General features: G+C 69.6%; 11 protein-coding genes. 6 read left to right on the top strand and 5 right to left on the bottom strand.

The annotated features are described in order from the left end of the window. Positions 1 to 1,790, bottom strand: a 1,790-nt coding sequence (locus VF536_RS03520; protein ID WP_331613402.1) for a methyl-accepting chemotaxis protein, incomplete at its 3' end; no start/stop codon positions are given. Between the two features lie 320 nt (positions 1,791 to 2,110). Between VF536_RS03520 and VF536_RS03515 the strand changes: the two genes are divergently transcribed. Then, positions 2,111 to 4,165: a beta strand repeat-containing protein gene (locus VF536_RS03515; RefSeq protein ID WP_331613401.1), complete on the top strand. Its 2,055-nt coding sequence runs from the start codon at positions 2,111 to 2,113 to the stop codon at positions 4,163 to 4,165. 103 nt (positions 4,166 to 4,268) lie between these two features. Here the strand turns inward: VF536_RS03515 and VF536_RS03510 are convergent, their stop codons facing one another. Then, positions 4,269 to 4,865, bottom strand: a complete 597-nt coding sequence (locus VF536_RS03510; protein ID WP_414710268.1) for a DUF3455 domain-containing protein — start codon at positions 4,863 to 4,865, stop codon at positions 4,269 to 4,271. Positions 4,866 to 5,122: 257 nt separating this feature from the next. Between VF536_RS03510 and VF536_RS27715 the strand changes: the two genes are divergently transcribed. Next, positions 5,123 to 5,569 carry a hypothetical protein gene (locus VF536_RS27715; protein WP_414710267.1) on the top strand — a complete coding sequence of 149 codons (447 nt, stop codon included), beginning with the start codon at positions 5,123 to 5,125 and terminating at the stop codon, positions 5,567 to 5,569. A 51-nt stretch (positions 5,570 to 5,620) separates the two neighbouring features. On the opposite strand, the gene VF536_RS03500 is transcribed toward VF536_RS27715, so the two are convergent. Continuing rightward, positions 5,621 to 9,742, bottom strand: a complete 4,122-nt coding sequence (locus VF536_RS03500) for an LAGLIDADG family homing endonuclease (RefSeq protein ID WP_331613400.1) — start codon at positions 9,740 to 9,742, stop codon at positions 5,621 to 5,623. Between the two features lie 293 nt (positions 9,743 to 10,035). On the opposite strand from VF536_RS03500, the gene VF536_RS03495 reads away from it, so the two are divergent. Next, on the top strand, positions 10,036 to 10,704 hold the full coding sequence (locus VF536_RS03495) for a hypothetical protein (RefSeq protein WP_331613399.1): 669 nt from the start codon (positions 10,036 to 10,038) through the stop codon (positions 10,702 to 10,704). An 81-nt stretch (positions 10,705 to 10,785) separates the two neighbouring features. Here the strand turns inward: VF536_RS03495 and VF536_RS03490 are convergent, their stop codons facing one another. Next, positions 10,786 to 11,436 carry a DUF1134 domain-containing protein gene (locus tag VF536_RS03490; protein ID WP_331613398.1) on the bottom strand — a complete coding sequence of 217 codons (651 nt, stop codon included), beginning with the start codon at positions 11,434 to 11,436 and terminating at the stop codon, positions 10,786 to 10,788. Between the two features lie 253 nt (positions 11,437 to 11,689). Here VF536_RS03490 and VF536_RS03485 point away from each other — a divergent pair, with 253 nt between their 5' ends. Next, a complete protein-coding gene (locus VF536_RS03485; protein ID WP_331613397.1) occupies positions 11,690 to 12,118 on the top strand; it encodes a hypothetical protein in 429 nt (142 codons plus the stop codon). Positions 12,119 to 12,143: 25 nt separating this feature from the next. Then, positions 12,144 to 12,506 (top strand): PilZ domain-containing protein, encoded by a 363-nt coding sequence (locus VF536_RS03480; RefSeq protein WP_331613395.1) that lies wholly within the window; start codon positions 12,144 to 12,146, stop codon positions 12,504 to 12,506. Between the two features lie 93 nt (positions 12,507 to 12,599). On the opposite strand, the gene VF536_RS03475 is transcribed toward VF536_RS03480, so the two are convergent. After that, entirely contained in the window at positions 12,600 to 13,448 is an 849-nt protein-coding gene (locus tag VF536_RS03475; RefSeq protein WP_331613394.1) for an alpha/beta hydrolase, read from the bottom strand. Between the two features lie 132 nt (positions 13,449 to 13,580). Here VF536_RS03475 and VF536_RS03470 point away from each other — a divergent pair. Beyond that, a partial coding sequence (locus tag VF536_RS03470; RefSeq protein ID WP_331613393.1) for a sensor histidine kinase occupies positions 13,581 to 14,639 on the top strand: 1,059 nt, incomplete at its 3' end.

Genomic DNA, 14,639 nt, shown 5'->3' with positions numbered 1-14,639 from the left:
GGCGCGGAACGCCGCCTCGGGGCCGGTGTGGCAGCGACGACACGGACCGCCGGACGCGCCATGGCCGGCGCGGTGGCCGGTGTCACACGGGCCGGTGCGACGGCGGCCTGCGCAGGAACGGCGCGGGGCGACGCCAGCATCGTCGGCGTGGTCGTGGGCGCCCGCGCGGCGGCCGTCGCAGCCGATCGCGTCGCTTGACGCGCAGCCTTCGGCGAAACGCGATCGTCGTCGCCGATGCGGAAGACCGCCACCGCGCCGACCATGCCGGCGGCCTGCTGCTTCATGCTGTCGGCCGCGGCCGCGCTCTCCTCGACCAGCGAGGCGTTCTGCTGCGTGGCGCGATCCATCTGCGTGATGGCCTCGCCGACCTGCGCGACGCCGGCACTCTGCTCGACGCTCGCGGCGCTGATCTCGCCGACGATGTCGGAGACGCGACGGATCGCGCCGACGACCTCGGTCATCGTCGCGCCCGCCTGGTCGACCAGGCCGGTGCCCTGCTCGACACGGGCGACGCTGTCACCGATGAGCTGCTTGATCTCCTTGGCCGCACCGGCGGACCGGCTCGCCAGGCTGCGCACTTCCGAAGCCACGACCGCGAAGCCGCGCCCCTGCTCGCCAGCCCGCGCGGCCTCGACCGCCGCGTTCAGCGCCAGGATGTTGGTCTGGAAGGCGATGCCATCGATGACGCCGATGATGTCGGCGATGCGGCGGCTGCTGTCGTTGATGCCGCGCAGGGTCCCGACGACCTGTCCCACGACTTCGCCGCCGCGCGTGGCGACTTCGCTGGCATTGAGCGCCAGCTGGTTGGCCTGCTGGGCGTTGTCGGCGTTCTGGCGCACGGTGGCGCTGAGCTGTTCCATCGAGGCGGCGGTCTCCTCGATCGCAGAGGCCTGCTCTTCGGTGCGCGCCGACAGGTCGTTGTTGCCCTGGGCGATCTGGGCGCTCGCCATCGCGATCTGGTCCGCCGATCCCCGCACCTGACCGATCAATGCGACCAGTTGCGACTGCATCACGCCCATGGACGCGAGCACGCTGTCGGCCGGCGCCGAGGCGGCGCCTTCGACCGGGCGCAGGTCGCCGTCGGCGATGCGGTGGGCAGCGTCGGCGAGTTGCGCCGGCTCCGTGCCGAGCGCCGTCATCAGGCGGCGCGTGATCAGCCAGCCCAGACCCACGGCGATACCGACGGCAGCCAGGCTGATCAGCGTCATCCACCAGCGCTGCGCCCGGTATTGGGCGCTGGCGGCGGCGGCCACCTCGTCGCCGCCCTTGGACGTGTATTCCATGTACTCCCGCGCGGACTGCAGCAAGGCTGCCAGCAGCGGCCGGCAGTCCCGGGTCATGGCCTCCATGGCCTCGTCGCGCTTGCCGGCGGCGGCCAGGTCGACGATGTGCGCGGCCACCGGACCGTACTTCGCCTCGACCTGGACGATGTGGGCCAGCAGTTCACGCTCGCGCGGCGTGGCGTCCGGCGCCGCGGCCACGGCGTCGCTCAGACGCTTCAGGTGGCTGCCGATCGCGGCATGCGCGTCGAGCGCCATCTTCTTCGAGGCCTCGATGTCGGCCGCGTCCTTCACGATGACCATGTCGCGCACGCCGATGGCGCGGCGGTTGGCGTCGATGCGGACATCGACGGCCATCGATTCGCGCTCGTTGATGCCGTGGACGAAGCCGCTGAAACGCGCGTCCGCGCCGGCGAGGTTGCGCAAGGCGACGACGCTGACCAGCACCACCGCCGCGACCAGCGCGGCGAAAGCGAACATCAGCTGCTTCTTGACCGAAAGAGCGTTCATGACCTGTCCCTGGAAAGCGTCGAAACGGTCGAAATGCTACTTTTGAAACCGGCGACACGAATGTGTCACTCCCGCCGCGACGTGACGCAGTGCGGGATCGGTTTTCCGGCCCCCCGCATTCACGGGGAGGAACGCCGTGACGGCAATCACAGACAGCGGGTTTCCCCGATTTCCCCGATGGCGCCTGGGGATTTCAGTTTCACCGCTCCGTGACAGGCGTGTGTCAGCCCCGCCTCCGGAGCCACCCTGCTCGGGCGGTGCCGCGCAGGGCGCGGCCCTCCTAGCATCGCGTGAATAGTTCACACGAGACACGCCGCGCCATGGTCCACCTCCCGTTCCGCCGTTCCGCCCTCTCCCTCCGCCGCGCACCGGTGTTCCGCCTGAGCGGGTTGGCGCTCGCCGCGCTGCTGCTGCAGGCCGGCCCGGCAGGCGCCGCGTCCTTCGACCTTTGCGGCGCGTCCACGGCGGCGCAGACGCTGGGCAGCGGCAGCGGCCAGACCGGCGCGCTGTGCGCCACCGGCACGCTGACGGTGGGAGGCTCCACGGTGGCAGTGACGGTCAGCGGCAACAACGCGACGCTGAACAACCTCGGCAGCATCGTGCAGACGGGCACGGGTCGCGTGATCCGCGACAACACCGGCGTGCAGAACCTGGTCATCGTCAACGGCAGCGCGACCAACAGCACCGCCCTGATGCGCGCGCAGGACGCGGACCTGATCCAGATGAACAAGTCCCCGGCCAGCGTCACGCTGACCAACTGGGGCAGCATGATCTCGACGAACGCGTCGGGCGGCGGCAACCAGGTCGTCGACTTCAACGCGATCGGCTCGGGCGGCAACATCGTCAACAACCAGGCCGGCGCGCTGATGCTGGCCTACGAGGCGGACGCGATCCGTCCCGGCGTCAACGGCATCGTCAACAACGCCGGCACCATCCGCTCGATCACGACGACGGGCTCGAGCAGCGACGGCATCGACTTCCAGGCCAACAGCGGCATCACCTTCAACAATCTGTCGGGCGGCCTGCTCGAAGGCGGCCGCCACGGCTTGACCGGCGGCCCGGAGACGGCGATCGCCTGGACCGGCGCCATCAACAACGCCGCCGGCGCGACGATCCGCGGCATGAACGGCGCGGGCCTGAACTTCGACGGCTTCAACGCGCTGCAGGTGATCACGGTCCGCAACGCGGGGCTGATCACAGGCAACGGCGTGAGCGGCGACGGCGACGGTGTCGACGTCGACGGCCCGCTGGATCTGACCAACAGCGGCACGATCCGCTCGATCAACGCCTTCTCGCCGCTGGGCAGCGGGCTGGCGTTCAGCGAAGGCATCTCGGCGGGCGGCGGCACGATCCGCAACACCGGACTGATCGAGGGCCTGGTCACGGCCGGCAACACGAACGCGGTGGGCCGCGGGATCTCGCTGGTCGGCAACGACATCACCAGCGGCCCGAACGCCGGTCAGCGCGAGGCGCTCTACACGAACGCCACGGTGATCAACGGCGCCGGCGGCGTGATCCGCGGGTCCAGCGATTCGGCGATCTACATCGGCGGCCTGGGCGGCAGCGGCAAGCTGGTCCGCATCGACAACCAGGTCGGCGGCACCATCGTCGGCGGCGGGACGGCGGCGGCGATCCGCTCGGCCTCCGACTACGACACGACGGTGGTCAACGCCGGCCGCATCGACGGCAGCGCGAGCGGCGTGGCGATCGACCTGGGCGCGGGCCGCAGCACGTTGGTGGTCAGCGGCGGCCAGGCGGTGATCCTCGGCGACGTGCGCGGCGCCAGCGGCGCGGGTTCGGCGACGGTGCGCTTCGAAGTCGGCAACGGCAACCAGTTCAATTACGCGGGCGCATTCAGCCAGGTCAACCAGATGCAGGTCGAGAGCGGCCGCATCGTGCTGACCGGCCAGAGCCGGGACATCGGCACCGTGACGCTGGACGGCGGCGTGCTCGAGCTGCAGGGCGACCAGCGCCTGGGCGCGGCAGGTGCCCTGGAGGTGAACGGCGGCACGTTGAAGGTGACCGGCGGGAATCAGAGTTTCGCGAGTCTGGCGCTGCTGGGCAGCGGCGCGTTCGAGCTCGACGGCGCGGGGCTGAACTTCGCCTCGCTGGGCAGCATCGTGACCGGCAGCGTGCTGACGGTGACGCAACTGGGCGCCGGCTACGCGCTGCGCTTTGCCGGTGACCTGTCGCATGACGCGACCTTCCTGAACCTCGTCGCCGCGACCAAGGTCAACGGCCTGATGGCGACCTACAGCTTCAGCAACGGCTTCACCACGCTGAGCGCCGTCCCGGAGCCGTCGACCTACGCGCTGCTGCTCGCCGGCATCGCGATGCTGGGATGGCGCCTGCGCAAGCGCGGCGCGGCCGTCTAAGGCCGCCGGTCTTACTCCCTCTCCCGCTTGCGGGAGAGGGTGGGGGTGAGGGCCAGCGGCGGCGGCAGTCAGCCGCTCCTTGCGCCCCGGCAGCCGCAACCTGTCAGCGCATCGCCACCGGCGCCCAGAAGATGTAGTCCGCCTGATAGTCGACGACCTGCTTCTGACCCACGCCCGCGGCGTCGCACGCCGTCTGCGGCGCGACGCCGCCCTTGGTGGCCACGCGCTGGATGTGGCTGACGCCCTGCATGGCGCCCATGCCGACGGCCGGATTCGCCTTCACCAGCTGGAACGGGATGCTCCCCGCCGTCGCCGGCGCCACCGCGACCTGCGTGCCGGTGACCTTGGAGCCGTCGCGGGCTTCCCAGGTGGCGGGCGGGCCGTAGTACTTGCCGACCAGGGTGCCGCGCCTGTCGTTCAAGGCTGCGTCCGGACCGACGAACACCCACTCGAACTGTCCCGCCATGTCCTTCTTCGCGCGGCACTCGTAGGTGATCTTGCCGACGCCGACGGTCTCCATCGACACCTTGTGCCCGTCCGGCACCTGCACGGCGGCCGGCAGCGCGGCCTGGGAGAACGCCGGAGCGGTCGAGGACGGGCCGGTCATGGCGCAGGCGCCCAGCAGCGCGACGGGCGCCAGCAGGACAAGCACGGACGTCGCGGACTTCGTGCGGGGGATCGGGGCGTTCAAGGCGGTCATCGCAGCTCCAGGGGGTTGGCGGCGAGGCAGGAATGCCTCACCGGAACGCTGTACGCAAACGCCGTCTTAACGGATTCGTTTTCCGCGAAAAAGGTTGGCGCGCGGTCTGCGCTACGATCAGCCGATAGACCGTGAGCCTGTCATCCCGAAGTCTTCGCTTCGTCTCTCCTGTCGGAAGCCGTGCAAGTCCTCGCCTTGATTGCTTGGCGAATCTGTTCGCTCCGCATGTCGCGGGGTGAGATCGGAGGAGGAGCACCATGCCTGTCCCACAAACCCTCGACGAGCTCCGTGCTTCGTTGCGGCAGAGTGTCGATGCGCTCCAGCGGCGTCAGGCCAACGAGATTCCGGAAAAGCTGATCGACCGCCTGGTCGATCTGGACTGGCTGGAATGGCATGGCGGCGGCCTTCGATTGACCACCACCGGGACCAACGTCCACCGCCAGGAACTGGCCCGGATTCGCGCAATGGCGGAAACGTCAGGCTCATCGATCACCCCCAACCTATCGGAGGCCGATATCGCTACCCCCAACTACTCATACGAAAAACGCCAACGCGAGCTGGCCAAGAAAAAGAAGAAGGAAGAAAAGGCCTATCGCAAGGCCAGCGGTGCGGGCTCGGACGCCCCCGCGGATGAGCCGGTCGCCCAGGGCACGCCGGCCGGCGGCGACGCCCCCGCGGAAGACAAGGCGCCAGGCCAGGCCTGAGCTCGGGCCCGACTCCGGACATGACGCCGGGCATGACGCCCGGCGGCGCAGTCACCCGCACTGCCCCACGAAGCCGCACGCGGTGCAGAACTCGCACCCGTCGCGGAGGATGAGCGTGGCGTTGCCGCATTCGGGACACTTCTTGCCGGCCATCGCGACGATGCCGCCGGCCTCCGAGGCGGCGCGCACCGCGCCTGCGGTCGCTCCCGCGGCCTTGAGCGGCGCCTGCTGCATCAGCCCCATGTCGACGAGCGGATAACCGCTCTCGTCCAGCACCCCCAGCATCGCGTAGCGGTGGATGACCAGCCGCGCGACGTACGCGACCGTCGACGGCCACACCTGCTGCCGTCGTTCCCCTGACAGCGTCGGCACCGGCGCCATGAAATGGCCCAGCGGCTCGCCCACGTTGAGCAGCTTGCGCAGCTTCATGCCGATCCAGCCCGGGTCGAGCACCCGCATGTCCAGCGACAGCAGACGCGCCAGCCCGTCCAGCGCCTTCGGATAGTTGCCTGAGAAACCCATCGCGCAGGGCCGCGTGACGCTGCCGCCGTCGGGCGTGGGCAGGCTGACTTCCTTGAGCGTGAGGGTGAACAGCTCGCCGGTGGCGGGGTTGTCCACGTCGACCGCCCAGGCGAGCGTGCCGGCCGTGCCGGTGCGCGGCTCCTCGCGCGAGAACATCGCATCGAGCACCGGCGTCGGACCGCCTTCCTGCAGCGCGCCGAGCTGCTCGCAGCGCCAGCGGATCACGGCCGCGGTCGCCGCGACCACGCCCGGGAACAAGCGCGCTTCGCCCAGCGGCGGCATCGGCATTTCGAAGGCGCGCTCCTCGGCGACGGTCGCCAGCGCGTCGAGCTTCAGCCGCAGCCAGGCCGCGTCATTGGCACGCAGGTCCATCGACAGCGTCTTCGCCAGCGCGCCCAGGCCGCGGGGCTGCTCCGCACCGTTGACCCAGACCTCGAACGGCAGCGTGCGGCCGAAGAGGCCCGCATCGGGTCCCTCCGCCGGCAGCTCGCCGACGAAGAGCGCGAAGTCGCCATGCGGGTGGCGGATCATCGTGGACCACGCCGGATTGCCGCCGGGCATCTCGGGCCGGCTCGGCCAGCGCAGCGAGGCCAGCACCGGCTTGGGCAGACGCTCGACGCGCAGCCGCTGGTTGGGACCGATGTCGGCCTTCAACGGCTCCGGCTTGGCGATGGGCTCCACGCTGAGCACCGCGCCGAGCACGCTGTTCGGCCGGTAGGTCGCGAGGCCCTTCAGTCCGCTTTTCCAAGCCAGGCGATAGAGGTCCTGGAAGTCGGCATACGGATAGTCCGCCGGGACATTGACGGTCTTGGAGATCGAGGTATCGACATAGGGCGCGACAGCCGCGACCATCGCCTCGTGATCCGACGCCTGCAGCTCCAGCGCGGTGACGAAAGCGTCGGTCAGCGGCGCGTCGGCGCCGAACAGGTGCCGGTAGAGCCGCCAGGCGTGGTCCTCGACGGCGTACTCCTTGAACGAGTTGTCGGGCATGCGCTTGCGGCGGGTGTAGCTCCACGAGAACGCGGGCTCGATGCCGTTGCTGGCGTTGTCGGCGAAGGCCAGCGAGATGGTGCCGGTCGGCGCGATCGACAGCAGGTGCGAGTTGCGCAGGCCCTGCGCGCGGATCTTGTCCTTCAGCCACGGCGGCAGCCGCGAGGCGAAATTGCCCCCGGACAGGTAGAGATCGGCGTTGAAGAGCGGAAAGGCACCGCGCTCGATCGCGAGGTCGGCGGAGGCCTCATAGGCGGCGTCGCGCATGATCTCGCTGATGCGGCGCGCCATCGCGCGGGCGGGCTCGCTGTCGTAGCGCAGGCCAAGCATCACCAGCGTGTCGCCAAGGCCGGTGAAGCCCAGCCCCACGCGCCGCTTGTTGGCGGCCTCGCGCGCCTGCTGCGGCAGCGGCCACGGCGTCACGTCGAGCACGTTGTCGAGCATCCGGGTGGCGGTCTTGCAGATGTCGGCGAACTCGGCCTCGTCGAAGGAGGCCTTCGCCACGAACGCGTCCTTCACGAAGACCGTCAGGTCGATCGAACCGAGGCAGCAGCAGCCGTAAGAAGGAAGCGGCTGCTCGGCGCAGTTGTGGACCATGAGCCCGTTGGCGTCGAAGGCATGCACATGCTCGACCGTCACGTCGTAGACGGGCTCGACGCCATCGAGTTCGACCGAGGCGACTGTCGCCACGAAGCGCTCGCGATTGGGCGCGCGCTTCTGTGAAGCCAGGCGCTGCGCCAGCCGTTCCGCCTTCGCCGTGTCCGCAAAGCCGATGCGCTCCGCAAAGACCTGAAGGTTGTCGCATGCGACGACCAGATCGTGGACAGGCTGGTGGGGATACTCCCGTTGTCCGCCTTTGCCGTCCGGCAGGACGCGCATCCCCGCGAGCCTCCGGTTGGCGTAGATCGTGCTCACGATGCCGAGCCGCTGCAGCATTCGCTGCACGGCTTGAAGCGTGCCCAGGTTGGACTGGGTAAGACGCACACTGACGCCCTTCTCCTGGGTGCCTTGCACTAAACCATCAGCGTCAAACAGGCCTCGCAGGAATGCAGCTTGAAACGCCGACGACGCCCGTTCCATGACGGGCGTGATCTGCTTGCCCCCAGGGCCACATCGCATGCCAAGCTCAAAGGCCAGATCGCGGAGGGGCGCAGACGCCATCCGCATCTGACCTTGCGCGGCGATCGGGCGTTGCCAACCGCGGAAATCCGCGCGATGAGGCAAGGTCGCGATCGCCTCCGAGATTGCAGCGGCAATCCCTTCCGCCGAATGGACCGGCGTCACGCCGTTGACTGCCTGATGCAGTTCTGGTGCCCACACGGAAAGCACTGCCTTGGAATCCCTCAGCCATCCGTCGCCCAACAGCGCCCCGATCAGGTATCCCTGTGCGGCCGTGTAGTCGCCGCCCCACCCTTCGAACGAGCGATGCTCGTGGAGGACAACCTCATCCCCCGGCTGCAACGCACCGGCCGCTACCCAATCGGTCTCGGTCAAATAGCGGGAACGCTTGAGGACTCTCCTCACCAAGTGATTCGCGGTCAGCCGCAGCGAATGTCCTTCCTTCGTCTTCAGGCTCAACACAGGTTTCGTTCCCGTGAGGAAGAACCCCGCCGACTCCGTCCGGTAGGCCTTGCCGTCGACCATCGCCAGGAACGGTGTCCCGATCAAGTCGCTGACCTGCCGCGGGCCGTCTCCGGTCAACACCCAGGTGTCGGCCGTCACGCACGGATTCGTCGCGCTGATCGACTCGCAGTAATGCAGGTTGTTGTCCGCATTGATCCGATCCAGGAACAGCACCCCCGGCTCCGCATGGTCGTAGGTGGAGCGCATGACCTGGTCCCAGAGCTTGCGCGCCCGCATCCGGCGGTAGACCCACAGTCCGTCCGCCCGCTGCGTCGCGCCGGCCGCGCGCTGCTTGGACCCCGGCGCCGCCTTGTGCACGAGCTCGATGTCCGCGTCCGCCTCCACCGCCTCCATGAACGCGTCGGTCACGCCCACCGAGATGTTGAAGTTCTTCAGGTCGCCCTGGTCCTTGGCGTGGATGAACTCCTCGATGTCCGGATGGTCGCAGCGCAACACGCCCATCTGCGCACCGCGCCGCGAGCCGGCCGATTCCACCGTCTCGCAGCTGCGGTCGAAGACCCGCATGTAGCTCACCGGCCCCGAGGCGCTCGACTGCGTCGACTTCACGTACGCGCCCTTGGGCCGGATCCGGGAGAAGTCGTAGCCGACGCCGCCCCCGCGCCGCATCGTCTCCGCCGCCTCGGTCAGCGCCGTGTAGATGCCGGGATGGCCGTCCTCTTCCTCCGCGATCGCGTCACCGACCGGCTGCACGAAGCAGTTGATCAAGGTGGCCGACAGCCCCGTCCCCGCCGCCGACGCGATCCGGCCCGCCGGCACGAAACCGCGCCGCTGCGCCTCCAGGAACTTCGATTCCCAGTACGCGCGCTGCTCCGGCGACTCCGCCGCCGCCAGCGCCCGCGCCACCCGCACCCGCACTTCCTCGAGGCTGCGCTCGCCGTCCTTGGCGTATTTCTCCAGCAGCACCTCGGCGCTGATGTCCTGCGGCGGCAGCGTCTCGGCGGTCGCCTGCAACGGCAGTGACGTCGCAGCTGCGCGCTCGGTCGAGGGAACGGTCGAGGGAACGGTCTTCTGGGTCATGCGCGGGTCTCCGTCAACGGGGCTCGGTCCATCCTAGTCCCGCCCCTCCCCGACCCCTGTCCCCAATCCACGAAAGCGTCATGGCGTCGGCACGCCGTCGTCATCCGCATCGCGCATCGCCCCGTTCATCCCGCCTTCGCGAAGCGCTCATCCGCTCGTCACCAATCCGTCGTCGGCGTGACCACCGGTAAGCACGCACTTGCGCCCCGCACACCATTTGATGCGAGTGCAACGGCGTTTCCCCGGGTTCGTCCCATGGTTTGGTCGTATAGCGGACGCTATTCTTTTCCGTTATGACTGTAGACAAGGTCTTGCGATCCAGCCCCGGTACCTTGGGCGATCTGGAACAAGGCTGCGCCGAAGCCCGCCGTCTCATCCTGGACGGCCAACTCGACGCAGCCCGTTCCCGTCTGGATGAGCTGCGCAAGACCCACGGCGACGACCACGCGCCGATGCAGGAAACCTTCAGCGCCCTGGCCGAGGCGCACGGCGACTACAACGTCGCCCTCGCCCACTTCAAGCGCTTCCATGTGCTGGCGATCGAGTCCGGCGCCTCGTCGCCGCTGGCCTCGCGCGATCAGTTGCTCGCGCGGCTGGTCGAGCGCCAGCAGCAGAACTCCCCCGACATGGCCTGGTGCCTGGTCGCGCTCGGCGCGGCGCGGGCGCCCGCCGGCGCGCTGCCGCACATGCTGCGACAGCAGTGCCGCGCGCAGGACGTGCTCGCCCTCGGACAGGGCGAGGCGATGCTCATGCTGCTGCACGACGTCGACCTGCCCACCGGCCGCAAGGTCTGCGAGCGCTTCCGCGCGGTGTGGATGCAGCAGCAGCCGACCGCCGGTCCGCTCAGCATGGGCCTCACGGCCTGGCGCGGTCCGGGCGATACCGGCAGCGGCCTGCTCGGCCGCGCCGAACAGGCGCTCGCGCGCAGTCAGCGCGAAGGCGCGCCGCTGCGCACCGGTTGAACCAGTTGAAGCGGCTACGCCGGCTGAACGTCGGCCAAGCCCTCGCGGACGCCGCCGCCGGCGGCCTTCCGCGATCCAGACTCAGAACGGATTGATCGACTTCTCGCGCCGGTAGTGGACGTAACCGACGCTCGCGCCCGCGCGCAGTCCCACACCCAGCCGGATCGGCGCCAGCGTGATGCCGTCGGCGCGCTGGTAGTTCACGCCCGCGCCGCCGATGTAGTACAGGCTGCCGTCCACGCCGGGGAAGCGGCGGTAGATCGCGCTCGCCTTGGGCAGCTTGTAGACCAGCGTGAACACCTTCGAGGCATTGCCGCCGACGTCGAAGCCGACCGACGGTCCGGCCCAGTAGACAGCGCCGCCGCCGCCGCGCTTCATGATCAGCGAGCCTTCGCCGTAGCGCAGACCCACCGTCAGCGCGCCGCTGGCTTCCTGGCCCTTGATGTAGGCGTTCGGGCGGCCCTGGTCCTTGAAGGCCTTCTCGATCACCTTGGCCAGGCCCTCGGTCGTCTCGCCGAAGAAATCGGTCGCCGCCTTCAGCACCGAATCCTCGTCGTAGGTATCGTCCTCGTTCTCGGTGGCCAGCGCCGGCAGCACGGCCAGGCCGGGCGGCAGCACCAGCCCCGCGGCCGCATAGCGGCCCAGCCGCCCCAATGCGTCGCGGCGCGCCCGCAGCGACGGCGCCTCGCTGAGATCGATCAGCCCCTCGGTCGTATTGTCTTGACGGTCCATGTGCATCTCCGGGTAGTCTGGATGGCGTGGGATTCTGGCGTCGCCCGCGCCGGGCCTGGTCGGATGGCAAGCAGAGTGCCCGCCCTGCGAACCGATGGATGCTACCCGTCGTCGTGACAAACGGTGCGCGCAGCGTCGCGGCGCGCCGATACACTCCCCTTCACGCCGTCGAGAGGGAACCGGTTTCCAGAACAAGGAGCGGCGATGCATGCAAAACGCAGTCGTGACAAGAGTGCATCAAGGAGGACATGCAGTGAGCAGTGACCTGCCCCGTCTGGCGCGAGCGCTGGAGTACCTGGACATGGCGTCGGCGCTTTACGTCGCCGGCGGCGCGGACCACTCCGCGCAGTTGCTGGCCGCTGCCGGCGAGCGCCTGCTCGGCGACCTGGCGCGCCTGATCCAGTCCCCCGAGCACGGCCATGAGGTCCAGCAGCTGCTGGGCCGGCTCACCCAGGCCCATGTGCCGTCGCAGGTGCCGGAAGTGCCCAGCCACCAGCAGTCGCGCCAGCTCCAGGCGATGCTGTCGCGATCGGAGACGCCCGAATCGACCGAACTCCGCCAGGCCACCTCGGCGCTGCTGCGCGCCTCGTGGTACCTGCTGGAGACGATGGGCCTGGAACCGCTGGCGCCATCGCGCCTGCACCAGGCAATCGAGAAGAGCACGATCTACGCCGAGCTCTGACGCCCGGCCCACGCCCGACGACACCATGAGCGCCGAACGCCGCCATTTCTCCCGCATCGCCTTCGCCGGTCCGGCGCAGCTGGTGACGGTCGAGCAACGCCTGCCGGTGCAGGTGCTGGACCTGTCGCTCAAGGGCGCGCTGCTGCTGCTGCCGCCCGACGCGGGCGTCGAGCCCGGCGCGCTGTGCCTGCTGGACCTGCCGCTGGCGCCGCACGACGGCCGCATCACGATGGCGGCGCAGCTGGCGCACGTGGAAGGCGATCGCGCCGGGCTGCTCTGCCTGGGCATCGACATCGAGAGCATCACCCACCTGCGCCGCGTCATCGAGCTCAACCTCGGCGACGCCACGCTGGTCGAGCGCGATCTCAAGGCGCTCGTGGCGTCCTGAGAAGCGTTGCTTCGACGGCCGCCGGCCCTCACCCCTGCCCTCTCCCGCAAGCGGGAGAGGGAGTAACACCGGGCCGCACGATTTGCCGGCCGTTCAGTCGGCGATGAACTTCCTCAGCACCGCGAAGGCCGCGACCGGGTCGTCGCGCCACGCGCCGTGGCCGACTCCGGGGAACCGCGCCAGCTGACGCCACTGCGCCGGCAGCGCCTCGTGGATCTCCAGCGCATCCTCGAGCGGGCAGACCGGATCGTCCTCGCCGACCATCACCAGCACCGGGCACTGCGCCTTCTCCAGCCCCTTCAGGAGGCCGAGGTCCTGCTTCTCGCCGCTGACGAAGTGCAGCAGGATGTCCAGGTTCACCAGCGTGCGACCGCCCGCCTCGGGATCGGCCGCGGGCTGCGTGTTGTAGAGGTGGCGCACGCCGTTCCAGTAGGCCTCGAAAGTCTCGCGGGTCGGTCGGCTCCAGAAGGCTTCCGCCAGCGCGCGGGCCTCCGGTCCGCCACGCCGCTCGAAGGCGTCGAGCTTGCGCGCCAGGCCCATGTGGTGCGAGGTGCTGGACAGGATCACCTTGGACGCATGGCCCGGATGCCGCGCGATGTAGCGCTGCGCGACGAAGCCGCCGAAGGACTGCCCCAGCACGATCGGCTTCTCGATGCCCAGGGCATCGCTGAGGCGGACGATGTCGTCTGCCCACATGTCCAGCGTCCATTCGGACGACGGCCGCGGATCGCTGCGGCCATGGCCGCGGTGGTCGTAGTAGACGATCTGCGCCAGGTCCGCCAGCTGGCTGAACGCCGGCTTGAACGCCGCATGGTCGAAGCCCGGCCCGCCATGCATGCAGATCAGCGTCGGCTTCTCCCGCATCCGTGCCCCGTCCGGCACCAGGCCGGGTCCCTCGACGTCCACGAACAGGCGGGCGCCATTTCCGATATGGATCTTCATGGACGGCAAGTATGCCGTTTCGCCGCCTCCGACCGCGGGACTTCGGTCCGGCGAGGGGCGGACTCGTCCCGTCCAGTCCGGCTTCGTCGCACGCGCTGGCAAGGCTTCCGGGAGGCGGACAGAATCGCGCCCATGTCCGATGCGTCCTCCGTCCCGCCCGCAGGCGAACCGTCCGAACCCCGCCGCTCGGCGCGGGACGCCGCGCTGCAGCTGTTCAACCTGCGCATGATCGCGGCCTGCTTCTACTTCTGCCTCGCGATGGCCGGCTCGCGCTCGCTCAGCTGGCTGACGCAGGACGACAGCATCACCGGCTGGCTCCTGGAGTGGCTGCGCTTCACCCGTCAGACGCTGCTGACGGCGCTGAGCGTGCTGGGCGCGCTCGCGCTGGCGGAGGCCCTGCTCGCGCGCAGCACGCTGCGCTGGCCTTGGGCCGTGCGCGCGGTCGCGATCGCGGTCGGCGCCACCGTCGGCGCCCTGCTGCGCTACAAGGTCGCGAATCTGGGCGACCCGGAGGCGCCGCTGCACTGGGACTGGCTGGCCTCGACGATGGCGCTGTGGCTGGTGCTGGGCGGCTTCTTCGCCGCGCTGCTGCACGGCGTGCGCGAGGAACGCAGCGCCCAGGCCCGGCTCGCCGAACTGGCCCGGCAGCACGACCGGCTCCAGGCGCAGCAGCTGGAGGCCCAGTTCTCCGCGTTGAACGCGCAGATCGAGCCGCACTTCCTGTTCAACACGCTGGCCAACGTGAAGCGCCTCTACGAGACCGCGCCCGAACGCGGCCGCGACATGATGGGCAGCCTGATCGCCTATCTGCGGGCGGCCTTGCCCAGCATGCGCCAGGGCACGTCGACGCTGGGCCAGGAGCTGGAACTGGCGCGCAGCTACCTCACCATCCTGCAGATGCGCATGGGCGAGCGGCTGCGCTTCGACATCGAGGCCGATGCCGCGCTCTTCGCCACGCCGCTGCCGCCGATGGTGCTGCCGACGCTGGTGGAGAACGCCATCAAGCACGGCCTGTCCCCGCTGCCCGAGGGCGGCCGCATCGACATCTCCGCCCGGCGCGAGCCCGGCGGCCACGGTCTGGTGCTGGAGGTGCGCGACACCGGCCAGGGCTTCGCCGCCAGCGGCGGCAGCGGCGTGGGCCTGGCCAACACCCGCGCGCGGCTGACCGCGATGTTCGGTCGCGAGGCCTGC

Origin of the sequence: Roseateles sp. (genome assembly GCF_036486225.1) — a bacterium.
GTDB lineage: Bacteria > Pseudomonadota > Gammaproteobacteria > Burkholderiales > Burkholderiaceae_C > Roseateles.
Note: the sequence above shows the minus strand (reverse complement) of the source record. Positions and strands in the feature narration are given on the sequence as shown.